Origin of the sequence: Pseudoalteromonas sp. S3776 (assembly GCF_005886915.1) — a bacterium.
Taxonomy (GTDB): domain Bacteria; phylum Pseudomonadota; class Gammaproteobacteria; order Enterobacterales; family Alteromonadaceae; genus Pseudoalteromonas.
On the sequence record NZ_PNCU01000002.1, the window covers coordinates 129,507 to 144,540 of the forward strand.

Sequence of the window (15,034 nt, forward strand, 5' to 3'; positions counted from 1 at the left end):
GTTACTTCTGAACCGGCTTTTTTTGTAACTTACGCTGTAATGTGCGCCTATGCATGTTTAACTGCCTCGCAGTGGCCGATACATTACCATTATTACTGTGCAGCACTTGTTGAATGTGCTCCCACTCTAAACGCTCTGGCGACATAACTGGTGTTACAATACTGCTCACATTTTGCGTATTTAAATCATTGTTCAGCGCCTTTAATAATGTGGCCATATCAACGGGTTTAGTAAGGTAATCGTTAGCGCCTAAACGCATGGCCTCAACTGCGGTGGCTATGCTGGCGAACCCTGTTAGTAATACAATATGCGCCTGCGGTAATAAGCTGCGAAGCGGCTTAATTAGGGCAAGGCCGTTATCGTCACCTAATTTCATATCGAGCAAAATAAAATCTGGCAAGTGTTTACGTGCACTAAGTAATGCATCACTTTGATTATGCGCAACTTCACATCTAAAGCCTTGTTTTGTTAAACGCCTAGCGAGTGTTCTGGCTAGGTTTATATCGTCTTCAATTATAAGTAATTTCATGTATGTGACTGCTCATTATTTACTATGGCTAATTTTACTTTAGCAACCGCCCCACCACCAGCATGATTATACAAAGTTAACGATCCGTTTAGGCGCTCAAACGTTACATTAGAAAGCAAAACCGCAAGCCCCATACCTTGGCTACTAGGCATAAGTTGCCCGCCAAGCTCTGCTAATTGTGATTGGCTAAAACCGCTGCCAAAATCACGAATCAGCAGATATACACATTCACTATGTTGGTTATTTTGCTGCCAGCTTAACTCTAACTGGGTTTGGTTATTTTTTTTATTAGCAATGCATGCATTTTGTAGCAAATTAAGAATGGCGGGCAATAGCATTGCATCACTTATTAAAGTGGCTGCTATGGGATCACTTAACCAGTTAATATGCTGATCAGGGTATTGCAGTAATAACGTATCGGTGATCTGTGTTTGCAGCTGCTTTACTGTAATGTGCTCGATGGTATTTTTATTACGAAGCTGAGCAGAGAGTTTTCTAAAGTCGTTTAACTGCGACGCACACTGCTTAAGCGGCGTTTGCATTTGCACAACAACAGGGTTATTCGGTTGATCTTCTAAAAGCTCTTCAAATAGTAACTGTAAGTTAGCAATAGGACTGGCTAGTTGATGAGTAATTTGCGCCGCTGCGCCATCTAGGGTCACCAGTTGCTCGTTACGCAGTTGTTGCTCGCGAGCTTTAGCTATTGTGCGTTCGCGCTCTTTTAATGCTCTACTCATAGCACCAATAACCAAAGCGATTACGCTTGCGCTTAAAACAAAATTTACCCACATGCCTATAAAGTGCCCGCTCATGTTCATTTGATGCATACTGTGATCGGGCATCCTAATCAGTAAAAAGCTATAAGCGGCAATGGCTAGCACAGCGATATAAGCGAGTCCTTTTTCACGAAGTGTTACCGCTGCAATCATAATAGGTAACAATAATAGCGATACAAATGCATTGGTTGCGCCACCACTTAATGAAAGCAAAATAGTTAAAAACAGAACATCTGCAGTGAGCTGCATCAACATACCAACGGGGCGCGCTCGACTTACATTGCGATAAGCAAATACGCTCACTAATTGAAATATAGCCTCTAACGCTATTACCACTAATAAAGGCAATAACGCTATTTGATGCTCTAATAAAAAATACACGCTTAGTACAGCAATTAGCTGCACGGCAATGGCACCACTTCGCAGCATTAAAAGGCGGCTAATGGTCGGGTCGGTTTGCATAAACAAGGTACGGTTTACCTATAAAATTTAATACGTTAATAAAAGCACTCAATCATCCATTGATATAGTAAAAAGCGCGCACGGTGTTCCTTGATGAAACACCATTTTCCATTGTTCATTACTTTTGCGCCAAAGCGACATACGTAAGGAGTAGTTGAACTCGCTTCGGGCTGAGCGCCTGTAAGCTGCTTGGTAACTAATTTGCGCGATGTCTTCGCTTAGCATTCGCCCCTTGAAGTACTGGTTATAAAACTGTGGAACAACCTCAGTAGGTAAACGAGTCAGTACGTGCTGCTTATCAAATACGGTGCCATTAGCTGAAATCTCAATAAATTCATCATCAAGCAAGGCATTTAATGCATCGCTTGATTGGCGTACTTCTGGGTCTAATAATTGCCGTTCAGACTCAATTAAGTGATTAAATAGTAATGCTTTAATTTTATTACCCATACACTTCCCTTTTATCAGTACAGACCTAAGATAATAATACCTTTATTTGCTTTAAATTCGAACGGTTATATTTATAAATGCAGCAACGGGCATTTAAAATTACATTAAATTTAAACTTTAAAAGACAAAACAGGGTAATAACTTCTCTTAAAGGGCAATTTTTGATATAACTCATCCTTTAGCAATACACGTCAGACCACCATTTAAGAGAACACATTATGGCCTACGCACATATCACAGGTTGGGGTAAATGCATTCCCCCAGCAAGCATTAGCAACGATGAAATTAGCGAAATAGTTGATACCAACGATGAGTGGATCACCACACGTACCGGAATTAAATCTCGTAGGGTTAGCCATGTAAGCACCGCAGAACTTGCAACCGTTGCAGCTAAGCATGCTATTGATTGTGCAGGCGTTGACGCAAAAGATATCGATTTAGTTATTCTAGCAACGTGTACCCCCTCTACCGTAGTCGCAAATACGGCCTCTTTGGTACAAAAAAATATTGGTGCTACAGGCGCTGCAGCGATGGATACCAATGCTGCGTGTTCTGGTTTTTTATATGCCCTTCAGGCTGCTACCGCACAAATTCAAGCGGGAATGATAAAAAAGGCCGTGGTTATTGCTGCTGAGCGTATGACTTGGTATGTAAACTGGGCACGCCGTGACAGTGCTGTATTATTTGGGGATGGCGCTGGCGCCGTAGTACTAGAAGCCGCAGACACACCTGCTGGCCTACTTGGCACTAAAACCGGTTGTGACAGTGAAGACAGAGACATTTTACACATCACCAACTTTGGTAGTGATTTAAATAAATATGAGCCAATTGGTCCATCAGACTTACTCTTTGAAGGCCGTGAAATTTTCAAACGTGCCGTTAAAGGCATGAGTGAAGCGTGTGATGATGTATTAACGCAAGCTAATTTAAGCCTTGATGACATAAACGTACTTGTCCCGCACCAAGCTAACTTACGTATAATCCAAGCGATTCAGCAGCGTTTGAAAGTGCCGGATGAAAAAGTCATGGTTAACATTGCTGATTACGGTAATACCTCAGCCGCTACAATTGCTATTGCATTGTGTGAGGCCGTAGAACAAGGGTTGATCAAGCCACATTCAAATATTATGTCGGCAGCCTTTGGGGCCGGTTTAACATGGGCCGCAAGCTACATAAAATGGGGCGAGCGTGTAACACCTATTAAAGTAAGTGATGCAACCTTGCCACCTTGTGAGCTAACAGGCCTTGAGCTTGTAGCTCCAGCCGTTAAAGCATGCCAGGAAGCTGAGCCAAACTAAAAACACATGTAACAAGCTATGCATAAACGCACTTTTTGGTGCGTTTTTGTTTTTAAGGACAATAAAATTAAGGAACTAACTTGGAACTATTAGGTATTCATCATGCTGCTATTATTTGCAGTGACTACGCTCGTTCTAAACACTTTTATAGCAACATACTTAAACTTGACGTTATTAACGAGCACTTTAGAGCGGCACGTAATTCGTATAAGTTAGATTTAGCCATGCCTGATGGCAGCCAAATAGAGCTCTTTTCGTTTGATGGAGCCCCTGCAAGACCAAGCTACCCAGAAGCGCAGGGCTTAAGGCATCTAGCATTTAAAGTTAAAAACGTTGCCCAAGCAAAGCAGTATTTAGAGTCACAAAATATAACAGTGGAAGTGATAAGAGTGGATGAAATAACCGGCAAGAAATTCACCTTTTTTGCCGATCCAGATAACCTGCCACTTGAGTTATACGAGGTATAGCCCTCGTATAACAAGGTTTATTTAAAGCGACTTTGCAGGTAAGTAAATACCGCACGAATCCCTAACGCTTCACCACCTGTTGGGCGACCAGGTAATGCACGTAAATTCCACGCCATTACATCAAAATGTACCCATGGAGTGGTTGGCTCTACAAATTCTTTTAAATAAAGCGCTGCGGTGATGGCCCCACCAAACGGTGTGCTGGCACAGTTAGCCATATCGGCTACATCGCTCTTTAAAAAGCTTTTGTACTGATCAAATAAAGGCAATTGCCATACAGGATCGTTTACATCCATACCTGCATCAATAATCCCATTTGCTACATCGCGCTCTGTTGAGAAAAAGCCCGGTAACTCAGTCCCTAAAGCGACACGACAAGCACCTGTTAAGGTCGCAAAGTCAATAATTAGTTCAGGGTTATCGTTTTGTGCCTCGCTAAGTGCATCACACAATACTAAACGCCCTTCTGCATCAGTATTGTCGATTTCAACCATAATGCCTTTACGCGTTTTAATTACATCACCTGGGCGAAATGCATTTCGTGATACCGCGTTTTCAACCGCAGGCACTAAAACGCGTAATCTAATTGGTAAATTAGCTGTCATAATTAACTGAGCTAATGCAATAACATGCGCTGCACCGCCCATGTCTTTTTTCATGTTACGCATGCCTGTGCTTGGTTTTAAATCAAGCCCACCAGAGTCAAAACATACCCCTTTACCGACTAAGGTAATAAGCGGTGCGTTTTTGTCGCCCCATTTTAAATCAAGTAAACGCGGTTTGTTTTCGCTGGCGCGCCCTACCATATGTATAGTTGGGTAATTTTGCTCAAGTAGCTCATCGCCAATCCACTGAGTAAATTCACCATTATAATTGTTGGCTAAATCTTCCATTACTTGCGATAAGTGCTGCGGCATCATATCGACCGCCGGTGTATTTACTAAATCACGCGCCAAATAAATAGCATCGGCTTGTTGCTTGATACGTTGATACAATGCTTCATCGGCAATGGCCAGTTGAGCCTTGGCAGTTGGTTTTTCTTTATATTCGCTAAATTCATAGCCGCCTAACACAAAACCTAGTGCTACTTGTTCTACAAAGGTATCATCGCCCTGAATTTGATACGTGCCCAGCGGTAATTTATTGGCAAGCTCGCCTGCGGCCCAAAAATCATCTTTGCTTTGTAATAAACAATATACGTGGCTTAACTCACCGGTTTGTGCATCCGGCACAAGCGCTAAACCTTGCTTTTCAAAGCCACTATTAGTTAACCATGTTTGTATAAAAGTCGGTTGTTGAGATTGCCAGTCAGTGAACTCGTTTTTGAGAATAAAAGATAAAGGAATACCAGAAGAAGTATGACGAAGTAATGCACTCATTGAAAAGCTCATAAAATAAAAAATGGTACCTCAAAGCATATCAATAAGAGTGACCAAAAGGTATAGCTAATTTAACCTAGTTTATTCTTTATTAGGTGCTTTAGTATGTTGTTTTAAATCCTCTTTAATAATTTCGGCGTCGAGATCTTTGACGGGTTTATTAATGTTAAACGAGCTTGGCAACACATCAACGCCTACTAACTGGCCTAGCTTAACCACCAAAGGAATAGTAATAGGAGCAAACGGCAGTACGGCAAATACACCAAGACCAAGCCCCTTTAAAATATCAACAAACTGCTCGTTAGCACGTTTTAACTCTTCTTTGCTGGTATGCCCTTGCGTGTAACGCTTATAAATAGTGAGCATTTCTATGGTTTCTTGCTTTTCTTGCTCGAGCGCAATTTTAAGCGCCACCATGGCACGACGAAAGCGAAGCTGTTGGCGCTTTTTACTAATTTTAACTACCCGCCAAGGCGCACGGTGAATAACTTTATATAATCGCATAGCGTGTATTTTCACACATAAAGGGTTTTACACAAGAATAATTTACTTAATACGCCCTATACTTTATGCTTTTGCACCATATCAGTGCTTATAAACTCATTTCTATGCAAAACAAACCAAAAGTAGCCACCCCTAAACCCCAAAAACCTAAGCCTGATGAATGTTGCGGTGGAGGCAGCTGCTGCCCTTGCGTGTGGGACGAATACAGGCAAAAGTATCGTGACTGGCAAGCGCAAAACCCACCTTCAAACTAACTTAAATAAACAAGTTGATAACATTCACCTACCTACTTCACGCATTAAATCTTCTAAAAAACACTAAAACCGCACTTTATTAGTTCAAATTAGTTACATACTGCACCATTATTGCAAATATATTTTATTTTGAACTTTTTGTTATTAAAGCGTTAATTATTAATTGCCCTCAAAGTTTTTTATGTATAGGCTGTACATAGGACTTCACATGGGGTGAGCTTTTAGCTCTAAAAAGTCGAGTAGGTTGACTTTTTATCCCCATGTGAACACGTCCAAATAATAAATAAGTAGTGTTAATTACTGCATTACGTACAGAATATATTCTAACTGGGGAAAATTAGAATGAAACTTAAAAGCAACACGCTAAATCAAGCAATTAGATTTGCTTTAGCTACAACGACCACAGCTGGTTTGTTTATATCAGGGTCTGTTATTGCAGCAGAAGAAAGTGAAACCAAAGTAAACAAAAATGTTGAAAAAATTGCCGTAGTAGGTACGCGCTCAGCGCCACGCTCTATTGGTGATTCACCAGTTCCTATTGATATTATTGGCGGTGAAGAGCTTGAAAAGTCAGGTAACACTGACATGCTTGAACTACTAAAAGGCTCTGTTCCCTCTTTTAATGTTCACCAAAACCCTATTAGTGATGCAGCATCACTAGTACGCCCAGCTAACTTACGTGGTCTGCCATCAGATAGCACGTTAATTCTTTTAAATGGTAAACGCCGTCACCGTGCTTCAGTTATTGCATTTTTAGGTGGTGGTATTAACGATGGTGCACAAGGTGCTGATATTTCAGTAATCCCAAGTATTGCTCTTAAGCAAGTAGAAGTACTACGCGATGGCGCAGCAGCACAATATGGCTCTGATGCAATCGCAGGTGTAATGAACTTCCAACTAAAAGATGCCTCTGAAGGGGGTAAGTTCGAAGTACGCCATGGCCAATACTATGAAGGCGATGGTGACACAACACAGATTTCAGGTAATGTGGGCTTACCATTTACCGATAACGGCTTTGCTAACTTAAGCTTTCAATATAAAACAGCAGATGCAACAAGCCGCTCTGTGCAACGCCCAGATGCCGCAGGACTCGCTGCTGCAGGTGTGCCTGACGTTTCTTCGCTTGCCCAAGTATGGGGTGCACCTGAAGTTGATGACGACATTTCAATTTTTGGTAATGTCGGATTAGAGCTAACAAACGACTCTGAATTTTATATGTTTGGTAACTACTCTGAGCGTGATGTACGTGGTGGCTTTTACTACCGTAACCCACATACTCGCCCAGGTGTTTACTCAAATGACGGCGGTGAAACGCTTTTAGTTGCTGATTTAACAGAAGATATGAGCGCTAACTGTCCTACCATTGCGATTGACGATAACGTTTTAGATAACCCAGACTACATTAGCGGTGTGGCTAACAACCCTGATTGTTTTGCATTTAACGAAGTGATCCCTGGCGGTTTTACACCTAACTTTGGTGGTAACATCACAGATACCTCTTTGACCATTGGTACAAAGGGTATGTTTACAGGTGGTTTCTTTAAAGGTGCTTTTTATGATTTAAGTGGTACGGTGGGCTTAAATGAATCACGCTACTTTATTTACGACACAGTTAATGCCTCATTAGGGGCAGACACCCCGCGTGATTTTAGCCCAGGTAAATACGAGCAACTAGAGAAAAACTTTAACTTTGACCTTTCAAAAGGCTTTGATTTTGACCTAGCGTACGATGTAAATATTGCCGGTGGTTTAGAATGGCACGAAGAAACATTTACTGTTATTTCTGGTGACGAAGCGTCATTTACAGCAGGTCCTTTAACTGATCAAGGTTTTGGTATTGGCTCTAACGGCTTCCCTGGTTTTAAACCGTCGGATGCCGGCGAATACACCCGCCGTAACTACGCAGCCTATGTTGATGTAGAAGCACCTTTTACTGAAGAGTTCTTAATGGGCCTTGCAGTACGTTTTGAAGATTACGACAGCTTTGGTTCAACTACCAACTATAAAGTGATGGCACAGTACCACCTTACAGAAGACTTAAATATTCGTGGTTCTGTAAGTACAGGTTTCCGTGCGCCTACTGTTGGCCAAGCAAACGTAAGTAACGTACAAACCAACCTAAGTGACGGTGTGTTACAAGATTCTGCATTATTACCACCTACAAACCCAATTGCTGTGCAACTCGGTGGTACAGAGCTAACACCTGAAGAATCGCAAAGCTACACATTAGGTGCAGTATACACAATTGGTGATTTATTCTTAACGCTTGATTACTACAACATTGACGTAGAAGATCGCATCAGCCAATCAGAAAAAATCGTATTAAGCCAAGCTGATAAAGACACGTTAGAAGCAGCAGGTGTACCTAATGCACAAAGCTATGCGCAAGTAAGCTTTTTTACTAATGACTTTGATACTACAACGCAAGGTATTGACTTAGTAGCTAACTACACAGCTGACATGCTAGGCGGAAGCTCTACATTTAGCCTTGCTTACAACTGGAATGAAACTGAAGTAACTAAGTTCAGCGACATTACCGGTGAGTTTAAAGTTAAGCGCTTAGAAGAAGATTTACCTAACCACCGTGCAACGCTTACTTGGGCACAGCAGTGGGAATCTTTTTCAATGTTTACCCGTGCTAATTACTACGGCGAATACCAAGGTGTTCACGTAGATTACGATGCAACAGCAAAAACAGCTGACGCAGCGGTGACCATTGACGCTGAAATAACGTACTTCTTAAACGAATCTATTAGTTTCTCGGTAGGTGCACAAAACATCTTTGACCAAGACGCTGAAAAACTTGATTTTGAAGACCGTACCGGTATTCCTAACAATAACTGGGGCGGGCAATACTACGAAACGTCTCCATACGGTATTAACGGTGGCTTTTACTACGCGAAAGCAACCTATACGTTCTAATATTTTTTCATGATAAACCAAGGCGAAATGGTAAGACATTTCGCCTTTTTTATTTTATATTAATTAAAAAACAATAATGTCTCATCATGCTAATTAAAAAAGCCAATCAATTATTACAGCAAAATAAACTCAAAGAAGCTGAGTTTCATTTTAAAGCAATTTTAAATAGTGACCCACAAAGCGGCGAGGCATTTTTTGGATTGGGTAGAATAGCGCTTAGGCTAGAGCGCTTTGATGCAGCGGTATACTTATTACAAAAAGCATGCGAACGTTTACCTCATATGCTAGAACCTTTACACGCCCTTGCCGATGCTTTTAATGGTGTTCAATCCCCTATTGATGCGCTTAAAGTACTCGAATATGCTAAAAGCCTTGCAAGCCATAACCCGGAGCCTCACTACTACTTAGCCCAGCATTATTTAAACTACGGTGAATTAGACAAGGCGCACACTACATTTGCGCATGCACTAAGTATGGGGATTTATCCTGTAACGGCTTATATATTATTTGAATTAGTTCAATTGGGCCGTTTTAATAAAGAACACAACTATGTGAGTAACCTACACCACTTTTTGACACAAACTAACAACCTGCGCTTAAAAATGGTGTGTTATTACGCATTAGGCAAAAGCTACGACAAACTAGAGGACACAGAGCAAGCGTTTAACTATTATGTGCTTGCCAACAAACTTCAAAAAAAGCTCGCTTCCTTTAAAACCAGTGATTTAGTGCCTTTTTATGAACAAATAATCATGCACAATACACAGACTTTAGTTGCATCTGCCGATCAGACTTTTACCGGTACTATTACGCCCGTATTTATCATAGGCATGCCCCGAAGTGGCTCTACCTTACTTGAGCAGATGTTGGCTAACCACTCACAATTTGCCACGTTAGGTGAAAACACCAGTATAAGTATCCAAGTAGTGGCTTTTATAGAGCAACAAACACAAACGCCTTATCCCCAATGCTTAGATATATTAAATACTGATTTAATTACAAAAGCGCGCAATATTTATATTGAAGAGCTAAAAAAAGCTCAGCCTATACGCCCTTTTATTATTAATAAACTACCAAGTAACTACCAATCTATAGGCTTAATTTATTTACTGTTTCCTCACGCTAAATTTATTAACTTAAGTAGAGAGTTCAACGCCACCGCTTTTTCTGTGTTTAGTAACTATTTCGCTGAAAATGAACCGTACTTTTGCGATTTAAAAGAATTTAAACTTTATCATGCGTTGTATACAAAACTAATGAATCACTGGCGCAGTCTGCCCTCTTTGCCGCTATACGATATGCATTATGAGCAAATAGTTGTTGAGCCAAAGGCACAGCTAAGTGCTTTGTTTTCATTTTTAGGGTGTGAGTATGAATCGCAATGCTTAGCATTTTATAAGCGTAAAGCTGCTGTTAGCACATTAAGCAAACACGCCATTAGGCAGCCAATTAATACACACGCACTTGCGCATTGGGAACGCTATAAAACACCGCTTTTAAAGCAACTTGAGCAAGCCTAATGGCTTAACTGTGCTCATTAAACCAGTCCAAAATATCTTTAAACTGTTCATCTCGTGCCTGTGGGTGCGTAAGCATATTAATATGATCGTAATCCACACTGTGGCCATAGCGCTTGCCATAAATTTTGAGGGTTTGTTTTCCAGGCCCTGACTCTGCCATAAACTTTTTGATATCAATAGGCTGCGCCAGAGCTTTGTCGTTTACTGCGCCAATATGAAGTGTAGGGGGGACATGCAGCTTAGCTAACGCGCTTGCGTAATCAAAACCATCATCGCTATCAACCCAAGGCCTTTTTTTAGCCCATTGCATACTTTGATAATGCGACTTTTGCGATTCGTTATCGCTGCCCCACTTATAGCCTTTCGCGTTTAAGTAACCATGCTTTTTAGCGAGTAATGGCGCCATAAAGTACCAAATCACATTCGCTTGCAGTAACTTTTTAGGGTGGTTGTTAAATAATGAACGTTTTGAGCCAAAATAGGCACAAGCCTTCACGTCTGTTACATACTCAGGAAAACGAGCAAAAACGCTATTCATTAAAACGCCTCCCCAAGAGTGAGCGACCCAATAGTCAGGCTTTTTGCCCTCCTCTTCCTCTATATAATTAATAAAGGCGGGAATATCTTCAACTATCGCCTCCGTTTGACCATATTTAGCATGACGTGAAATCAGCGGCTTACTTTCACCACGCCCACGCAGGTCTGCTACATAACAACAATATCCTTGCTCCGCCAAAAAAGGCGCTAAACCTTTATTACTGTGAGTATAAAAAATTTTGCCGTTTTCTACTGCTCCATGCATTAAAAACACGACGGGGCCTGCTTGCTTGTCGTTTGCTATACGGCGTAGATGCAAAGTTTGTTGATTGTTTAATTGAACAAAATGTGATTGCTGAGTGATTGCCACAAATTTTCCTTTGTTATTTTTATTTACTCATCCTACCAGTAGCATGGTTAATTCTAAAGTAAATGGTTGCACTTTTTAGCGGGGCATTTGATACAATTACATTATTATTGAATTGCTAAATTTAAGCTATGAAATCAAAATCAAACAGCAACAAGTTACATCCTCGCAATCAACACTTACATGGCTACGATTTGGACATGTTATGTGAAAAACATAATGCGTTAGCACCTTTTATAATAACAACTCCTGCGGGCAGTAAAAGCATCGATTTTAGCAATAACAAAGCCGTTAAAACGCTTAACCAAGCTCTATTAAAAGCGCACTATAATATAGAATTTTGGGATATACCCGATCAAAACTTATGCCCCCCTATTCCAGGGCGAGTAGATTACATACATCACTTAGCCGATTTATTAAGCACAGATAACCAACAAAACATACCGACAGGACGTAAAATTAAAGCGCTTGATATTGGGACAGGGGCTAACTTAGTTTACCCTCTTACAGGTAGCCACGAGTATAACTGGCACTTTACAGGGAGTGATATAGATGCAAGTTCAATAAAAATTGCAAAGCAAATAGCGCAGTTTAACGGTTTAAAAATCACTTTAAAACATCAAAAAAATGCTTCTTCTATTTTTAAAGGCATTATTAACCAAAAAGACTTATTTCATTTAACCCTGTGTAATCCCCCGTTTCACGCAAGTGCTGATGAGGCTAGCAAAGGTACTGAGCGCAAATGGAAAAATTTAGGTAAAACGCCCCAAAACGCGCTTAACTTTGGTGGCCAAAATAACGAGTTGTGGTGCGAAGGGGGTGAAGAGAAGTTTATCAGTAATATGATTACTGAAAGCGAGCTATTTGCGGAGCAAGTAATATGGTTTACGTCACTGGTTTCAAAAAAAGAAACGCTTGCTACGTTAGAAAGAAAACTCAGTACACTCCCTATTGCTGAATATAAAATTATAGATATGGCGCAGGGGCAAAAAGTAAGTCGCTTTATTGCGTGGAGTTATTTTGATAAAGCTACCCGAGAACACATTTTTGAAGAGTTTATGTAAACCCATAAAATAATAAGGCTAATAAAGGAATAATAACAATGATAGATTTTCGCTCAGACACCGTTACTCGACCTTCCAAAGCCATGCGCGATGCAATGCATAATGCTCCTGTTGGCGATGATGTATACGGCGATGATCCTAGCGTAAACGAATTAGAGGCATATGCATGTGAGCGCTTTAATTTTAACGCTGCGCTTTATTGTAGCTCTGGCACGCAAGCCAATTTATTAGCTTTAATGGCGCATTGTGAGCGCGGGGATGAATATATTTGTGGACAAAATGCCCATAACTATAAATTTGAAGGCGGTGGCGCTGCCGTACTTGGCTCAATACAACCTCAACCTATCGAAAACGAAAAAGATGGCAGCTTATGTTTTAACAAGGTTGCCGCAGCTATAAAACCTAACGACTGCCATTTTGCCAACACGCGCTTGCTTAGCCTTGAAAATACCATTGGTGGTAAAGTGCTCCCGCTTGAGTACTTAGCCCAAGCTCGCGACTTTGTTGATACGCATAATTTAGCACTGCATTTAGATGGTGCGCGCGCGTTTAATGCAGCGGTTGATCTAAATGTAGATATAACAGCAATTACAAAGCACTTTGATTCTGTTTCAATTTGTTTATCTAAAGGCTTAGGTGCGCCAATCGGCTCGCTATTATTGGGCTCACCAGCATTAATTGACAAAGCTAGGCGCTGGAGAAAAGTACTCGGTGGCGGCATGCGCCAAGCAGGAATGCTTGCAGCCGCTGGTCAATATGCACTTGAGCACAATGTAAATCGCTTGCAAGATGATCATGCTAATGCGCGTTATTTAGCTCAAAAGTTAAATAAATTAAGCGGTTTTACTGTAGATATGAGTAACACCACCAACATGGTGTATGCTACGTACAGTAGTATTAATATTGAAGAGCTTGCACAAGCGCTTAAGCTGCAAGGTATATTATTTAGCCCAAGCAAGCAGCTTAGGCTAGTAACGCATTTAGATATTACGCGCGAAGATATTGATACATTTTTAAATGCCTTAGCGGCCCATATTTAATTCTGCTTTATAATGTTTGCGGCACACCGAAACGTATCGGTCGTTGCCGCCAATTTCTACTTGGTTACCATCGGCAATCGCATTGCCGTTTTCATCTGTGCGCAACACATGATTGGCTTTACGGCCGCAATGACATACTGTTTTAAGTTCAACCAGCTTGTCGGCCCATGCTAGCAAGTACTGAGAGCCTATAAATAACTCGCCTCTAAAGTCGCTTCGCAGGCCATAACATAATACTGGAATACCAAGTTCATCAACCACATCAGTTAGTTGCATAACTTGCTCTTTAGATAAAAACTGGCATTCGTCGACCAAGACACAGTGGCGTTTTTTTTCGTTTTGAAGGTTTTGAATCAAATCAAATACATTTTTAGATTCATCAAATATATGTGCATCAGCTTGAAGACCGATACGAGACGATACTTTCCCTACACCAGAGCGGTTATCAATGGCAGCCGTTAAAATAACGGGCTCCATGCCGCGCTCACGATAGTTAAACGCAGATTGTAACAAGGTGGTTGATTTACCCGCATTCATCGCAGAGTAGTAAAAGTATAATTGAGCCATTGCCGTGCCTTAAGATAAAAAGTGCGCTTATGCTACCTTAATATACGATTAATACCAATTTCATATCGCTATTTTAGTCAATAAGCGCTTTGATTTTCTTATTACTCAACAGCTTGCAAGTATTTTATGTAAATTTCAGCACTATCAAAGTGCGCTAGCCATTGCCATATCTCTTTACTAAGCTGGCTATTTTGCTGATAAAACTGCTTTGAAAAAATTAAATAACCGTCCGTTGTTTCATAAGGTGGGTAAAGGGGTTTCACATCACTCCCTTTATGTTGATAGCTCGACACTTTTAAGTCATCTACTTGGCATAAGTCAACACTTGCCTGCACAACGCCTTTATCAAGTAATTCAAATGCTTTATCTTTAGAAAACGTATTATGGATGTAAAAAGGCTCTTCTTTTAACGCGCTGTTCAAGCCATAGCCATTAGGAATGGCGATAGTGAATGCTTTATTTTGAAATACTTCGCGGGTTTTCCATTGTTTATGAAAACGCGCTCGCCCTATTAAGCAGCTACTAAAACGACTCACTGCAAATCTTTCTAGCAATACGCCCTTTTCGTTTGTAGGGTACACAGCAAAACGTTCACGCCCAGCACGATAACTGGCAATAACCGCATTAACACGGTTAAGTTCTAAATCGTTTAGGCACCTGCGCCATGGTTTTCTAACAAATGAAATAGTCACATTGGGTATGTCGGCATCTAATTGCTTTAAAATTTCAATCGAAGCGCCAGGGTTATCTATCGGTACTTCCTGCCCTACCCCTAAAAACATAGGTGCTACGTCTTTGTCTTCGTAGCAAAACACTAAATTCGTTGGGTCAGCCAGCGCAGGGGCTGCAAATGTAAAAGCACAAAACAAGCTGATAAGTCTATATATTCTCATAATAT

15 protein-coding genes are annotated in these 15,034 nt (G+C 40.9%); 7 read left to right on the plus strand and 8 right to left on the minus strand.

The window, feature by feature from the left end; translation table 11 throughout:
- Nucleotide 1: 1 nt before the first annotated feature.
- Genes CWC16_RS01790 through CWC16_RS01800 form a run of 3 tightly spaced genes read right to left on the minus strand, consistent with a single transcriptional unit; the run spans nt 2 to nt 2,217 of the window.
- Nucleotides 2-529: a response regulator transcription factor gene (locus CWC16_RS01790; protein WP_138540261.1), complete on the minus strand. Its 528-nt coding sequence runs from the start codon at nt 527-529 to the stop codon at nt 2-4.
- Complete coding sequence (locus CWC16_RS01795) at nt 526-1,767, minus strand: ATP-binding protein (RefSeq protein WP_171037616.1); 1,242 nt, start codon at nt 1,765-1,767, stop codon at nt 526-528. Before CWC16_RS01795 ends, CWC16_RS01790 begins: the two co-directional genes overlap by 4 nt.
- A gap of 48 nt (nt 1,768-1,815) precedes the next feature.
- Nucleotides 1,816-2,217: a nuclear transport factor 2 family protein gene (locus CWC16_RS01800; RefSeq protein WP_138540263.1), complete on the minus strand. Its 402-nt coding sequence runs from the start codon at nt 2,215-2,217 to the stop codon at nt 1,816-1,818.
- 218 nt (nt 2,218-2,435) lie between these two features.
- Between CWC16_RS01800 and CWC16_RS01805 the strand changes: the two genes are divergently transcribed.
- Both CWC16_RS01805 and gloA2 read left to right on the plus strand, forming a co-directional pair.
- Nucleotides 2,436-3,515, plus strand: a complete 1,080-nt coding sequence (locus tag CWC16_RS01805; protein ID WP_138540264.1) for a ketoacyl-ACP synthase III — start codon at nt 2,436-2,438, stop codon at nt 3,513-3,515.
- Nucleotides 3,516-3,595: 80 nt separating this feature from the next.
- A complete protein-coding gene (gene gloA2 / locus CWC16_RS01810; protein WP_138540265.1) occupies nt 3,596-3,982 on the plus strand; it encodes an SMU1112c/YaeR family gloxylase I-like metalloprotein in 387 nt (128 codons plus the stop codon).
- 17 nt (nt 3,983-3,999) lie between these two features.
- Here gloA2 and CWC16_RS01815 read toward each other — a convergent pair whose 3' ends face one another.
- Nucleotides 4,000-5,361, minus strand: coding sequence for a leucyl aminopeptidase family protein (locus CWC16_RS01815; protein ID WP_138540266.1), 1,362 nt, complete (start codon nt 5,359-5,361; stop codon nt 4,000-4,002).
- A gap of 81 nt (nt 5,362-5,442) precedes the next feature.
- Nucleotides 5,443-5,865, minus strand: coding sequence for a hypothetical protein (locus CWC16_RS01820; RefSeq protein WP_138540267.1), 423 nt, complete (start codon nt 5,863-5,865; stop codon nt 5,443-5,445).
- 104 nt (nt 5,866-5,969) lie between these two features.
- On the opposite strand from CWC16_RS01820, the gene CWC16_RS01825 reads away from it, so the two are divergent.
- The 3 genes from CWC16_RS01825 to CWC16_RS01835 all read left to right on the plus strand — a co-directional run bounded on the left by CWC16_RS01825 (nt 5,970) and on the right by CWC16_RS01835 (nt 10,561).
- Entirely contained in the window at nt 5,970-6,119 is a 150-nt protein-coding gene (locus CWC16_RS01825) for an oxidoreductase-like domain-containing protein (RefSeq protein WP_138540268.1), read from the plus strand.
- 342 nt (nt 6,120-6,461) lie between these two features.
- On the plus strand, nt 6,462-9,041 hold the full coding sequence (locus tag CWC16_RS01830) for a TonB-dependent receptor plug domain-containing protein (protein ID WP_138540269.1): 2,580 nt from the start codon (nt 6,462-6,464) through the stop codon (nt 9,039-9,041).
- 86 nt (nt 9,042-9,127) lie between these two features.
- Nucleotides 9,128-10,561 carry a tetratricopeptide repeat-containing sulfotransferase family protein gene (locus CWC16_RS01835; protein WP_138540270.1) on the plus strand — a complete coding sequence of 478 codons (1,434 nt, stop codon included), beginning with the start codon at nt 9,128-9,130 and terminating at the stop codon, nt 10,559-10,561.
- 4 nt (nt 10,562-10,565) lie between these two features.
- Here the strand turns inward: CWC16_RS01835 and CWC16_RS01840 are convergent, their stop codons facing one another.
- Nucleotides 10,566-11,468, minus strand: coding sequence for an alpha/beta fold hydrolase (locus tag CWC16_RS01840; RefSeq protein WP_138540271.1), 903 nt, complete (start codon nt 11,466-11,468; stop codon nt 10,566-10,568).
- Between the two features lie 128 nt (nt 11,469-11,596).
- On the opposite strand from CWC16_RS01840, the gene rlmF reads away from it, so the two are divergent.
- The gene (gene rlmF / locus CWC16_RS01845) at nt 11,597-12,529 is read left to right on the plus strand and encodes a 23S rRNA (adenine(1618)-N(6))-methyltransferase RlmF (RefSeq protein ID WP_138540272.1); all 933 of its coding nucleotides are present in this window, start codon (nt 11,597-11,599) and stop codon (nt 12,527-12,529) included.
- A gap of 38 nt (nt 12,530-12,567) precedes the next feature.
- Nucleotides 12,568-13,569: a low-specificity L-threonine aldolase gene (gene ltaE, locus CWC16_RS01850; RefSeq protein ID WP_138540273.1), complete on the plus strand. Its 1,002-nt coding sequence runs from the start codon at nt 12,568-12,570 to the stop codon at nt 13,567-13,569.
- Here the strand turns inward: ltaE and CWC16_RS01855 are convergent.
- Together CWC16_RS01855 and CWC16_RS01860 are read right to left on the minus strand one after the other, a co-directional pair.
- Complete coding sequence (locus tag CWC16_RS01855; protein WP_055013840.1) at nt 13,552-14,136, minus strand: thymidine kinase; 585 nt, start codon at nt 14,134-14,136, stop codon at nt 13,552-13,554. The genes ltaE and CWC16_RS01855 overlap by 18 nt on opposite strands.
- Before the next feature lie 101 nt (nt 14,137-14,237).
- The gene (locus CWC16_RS01860) at nt 14,238-15,029 is read right to left on the minus strand and encodes a transporter substrate-binding domain-containing protein (protein WP_138540274.1); all 792 of its coding nucleotides are present in this window, start codon (nt 15,027-15,029) and stop codon (nt 14,238-14,240) included.
- Nucleotides 15,030-15,034: the final 5 nt, after the last annotated feature.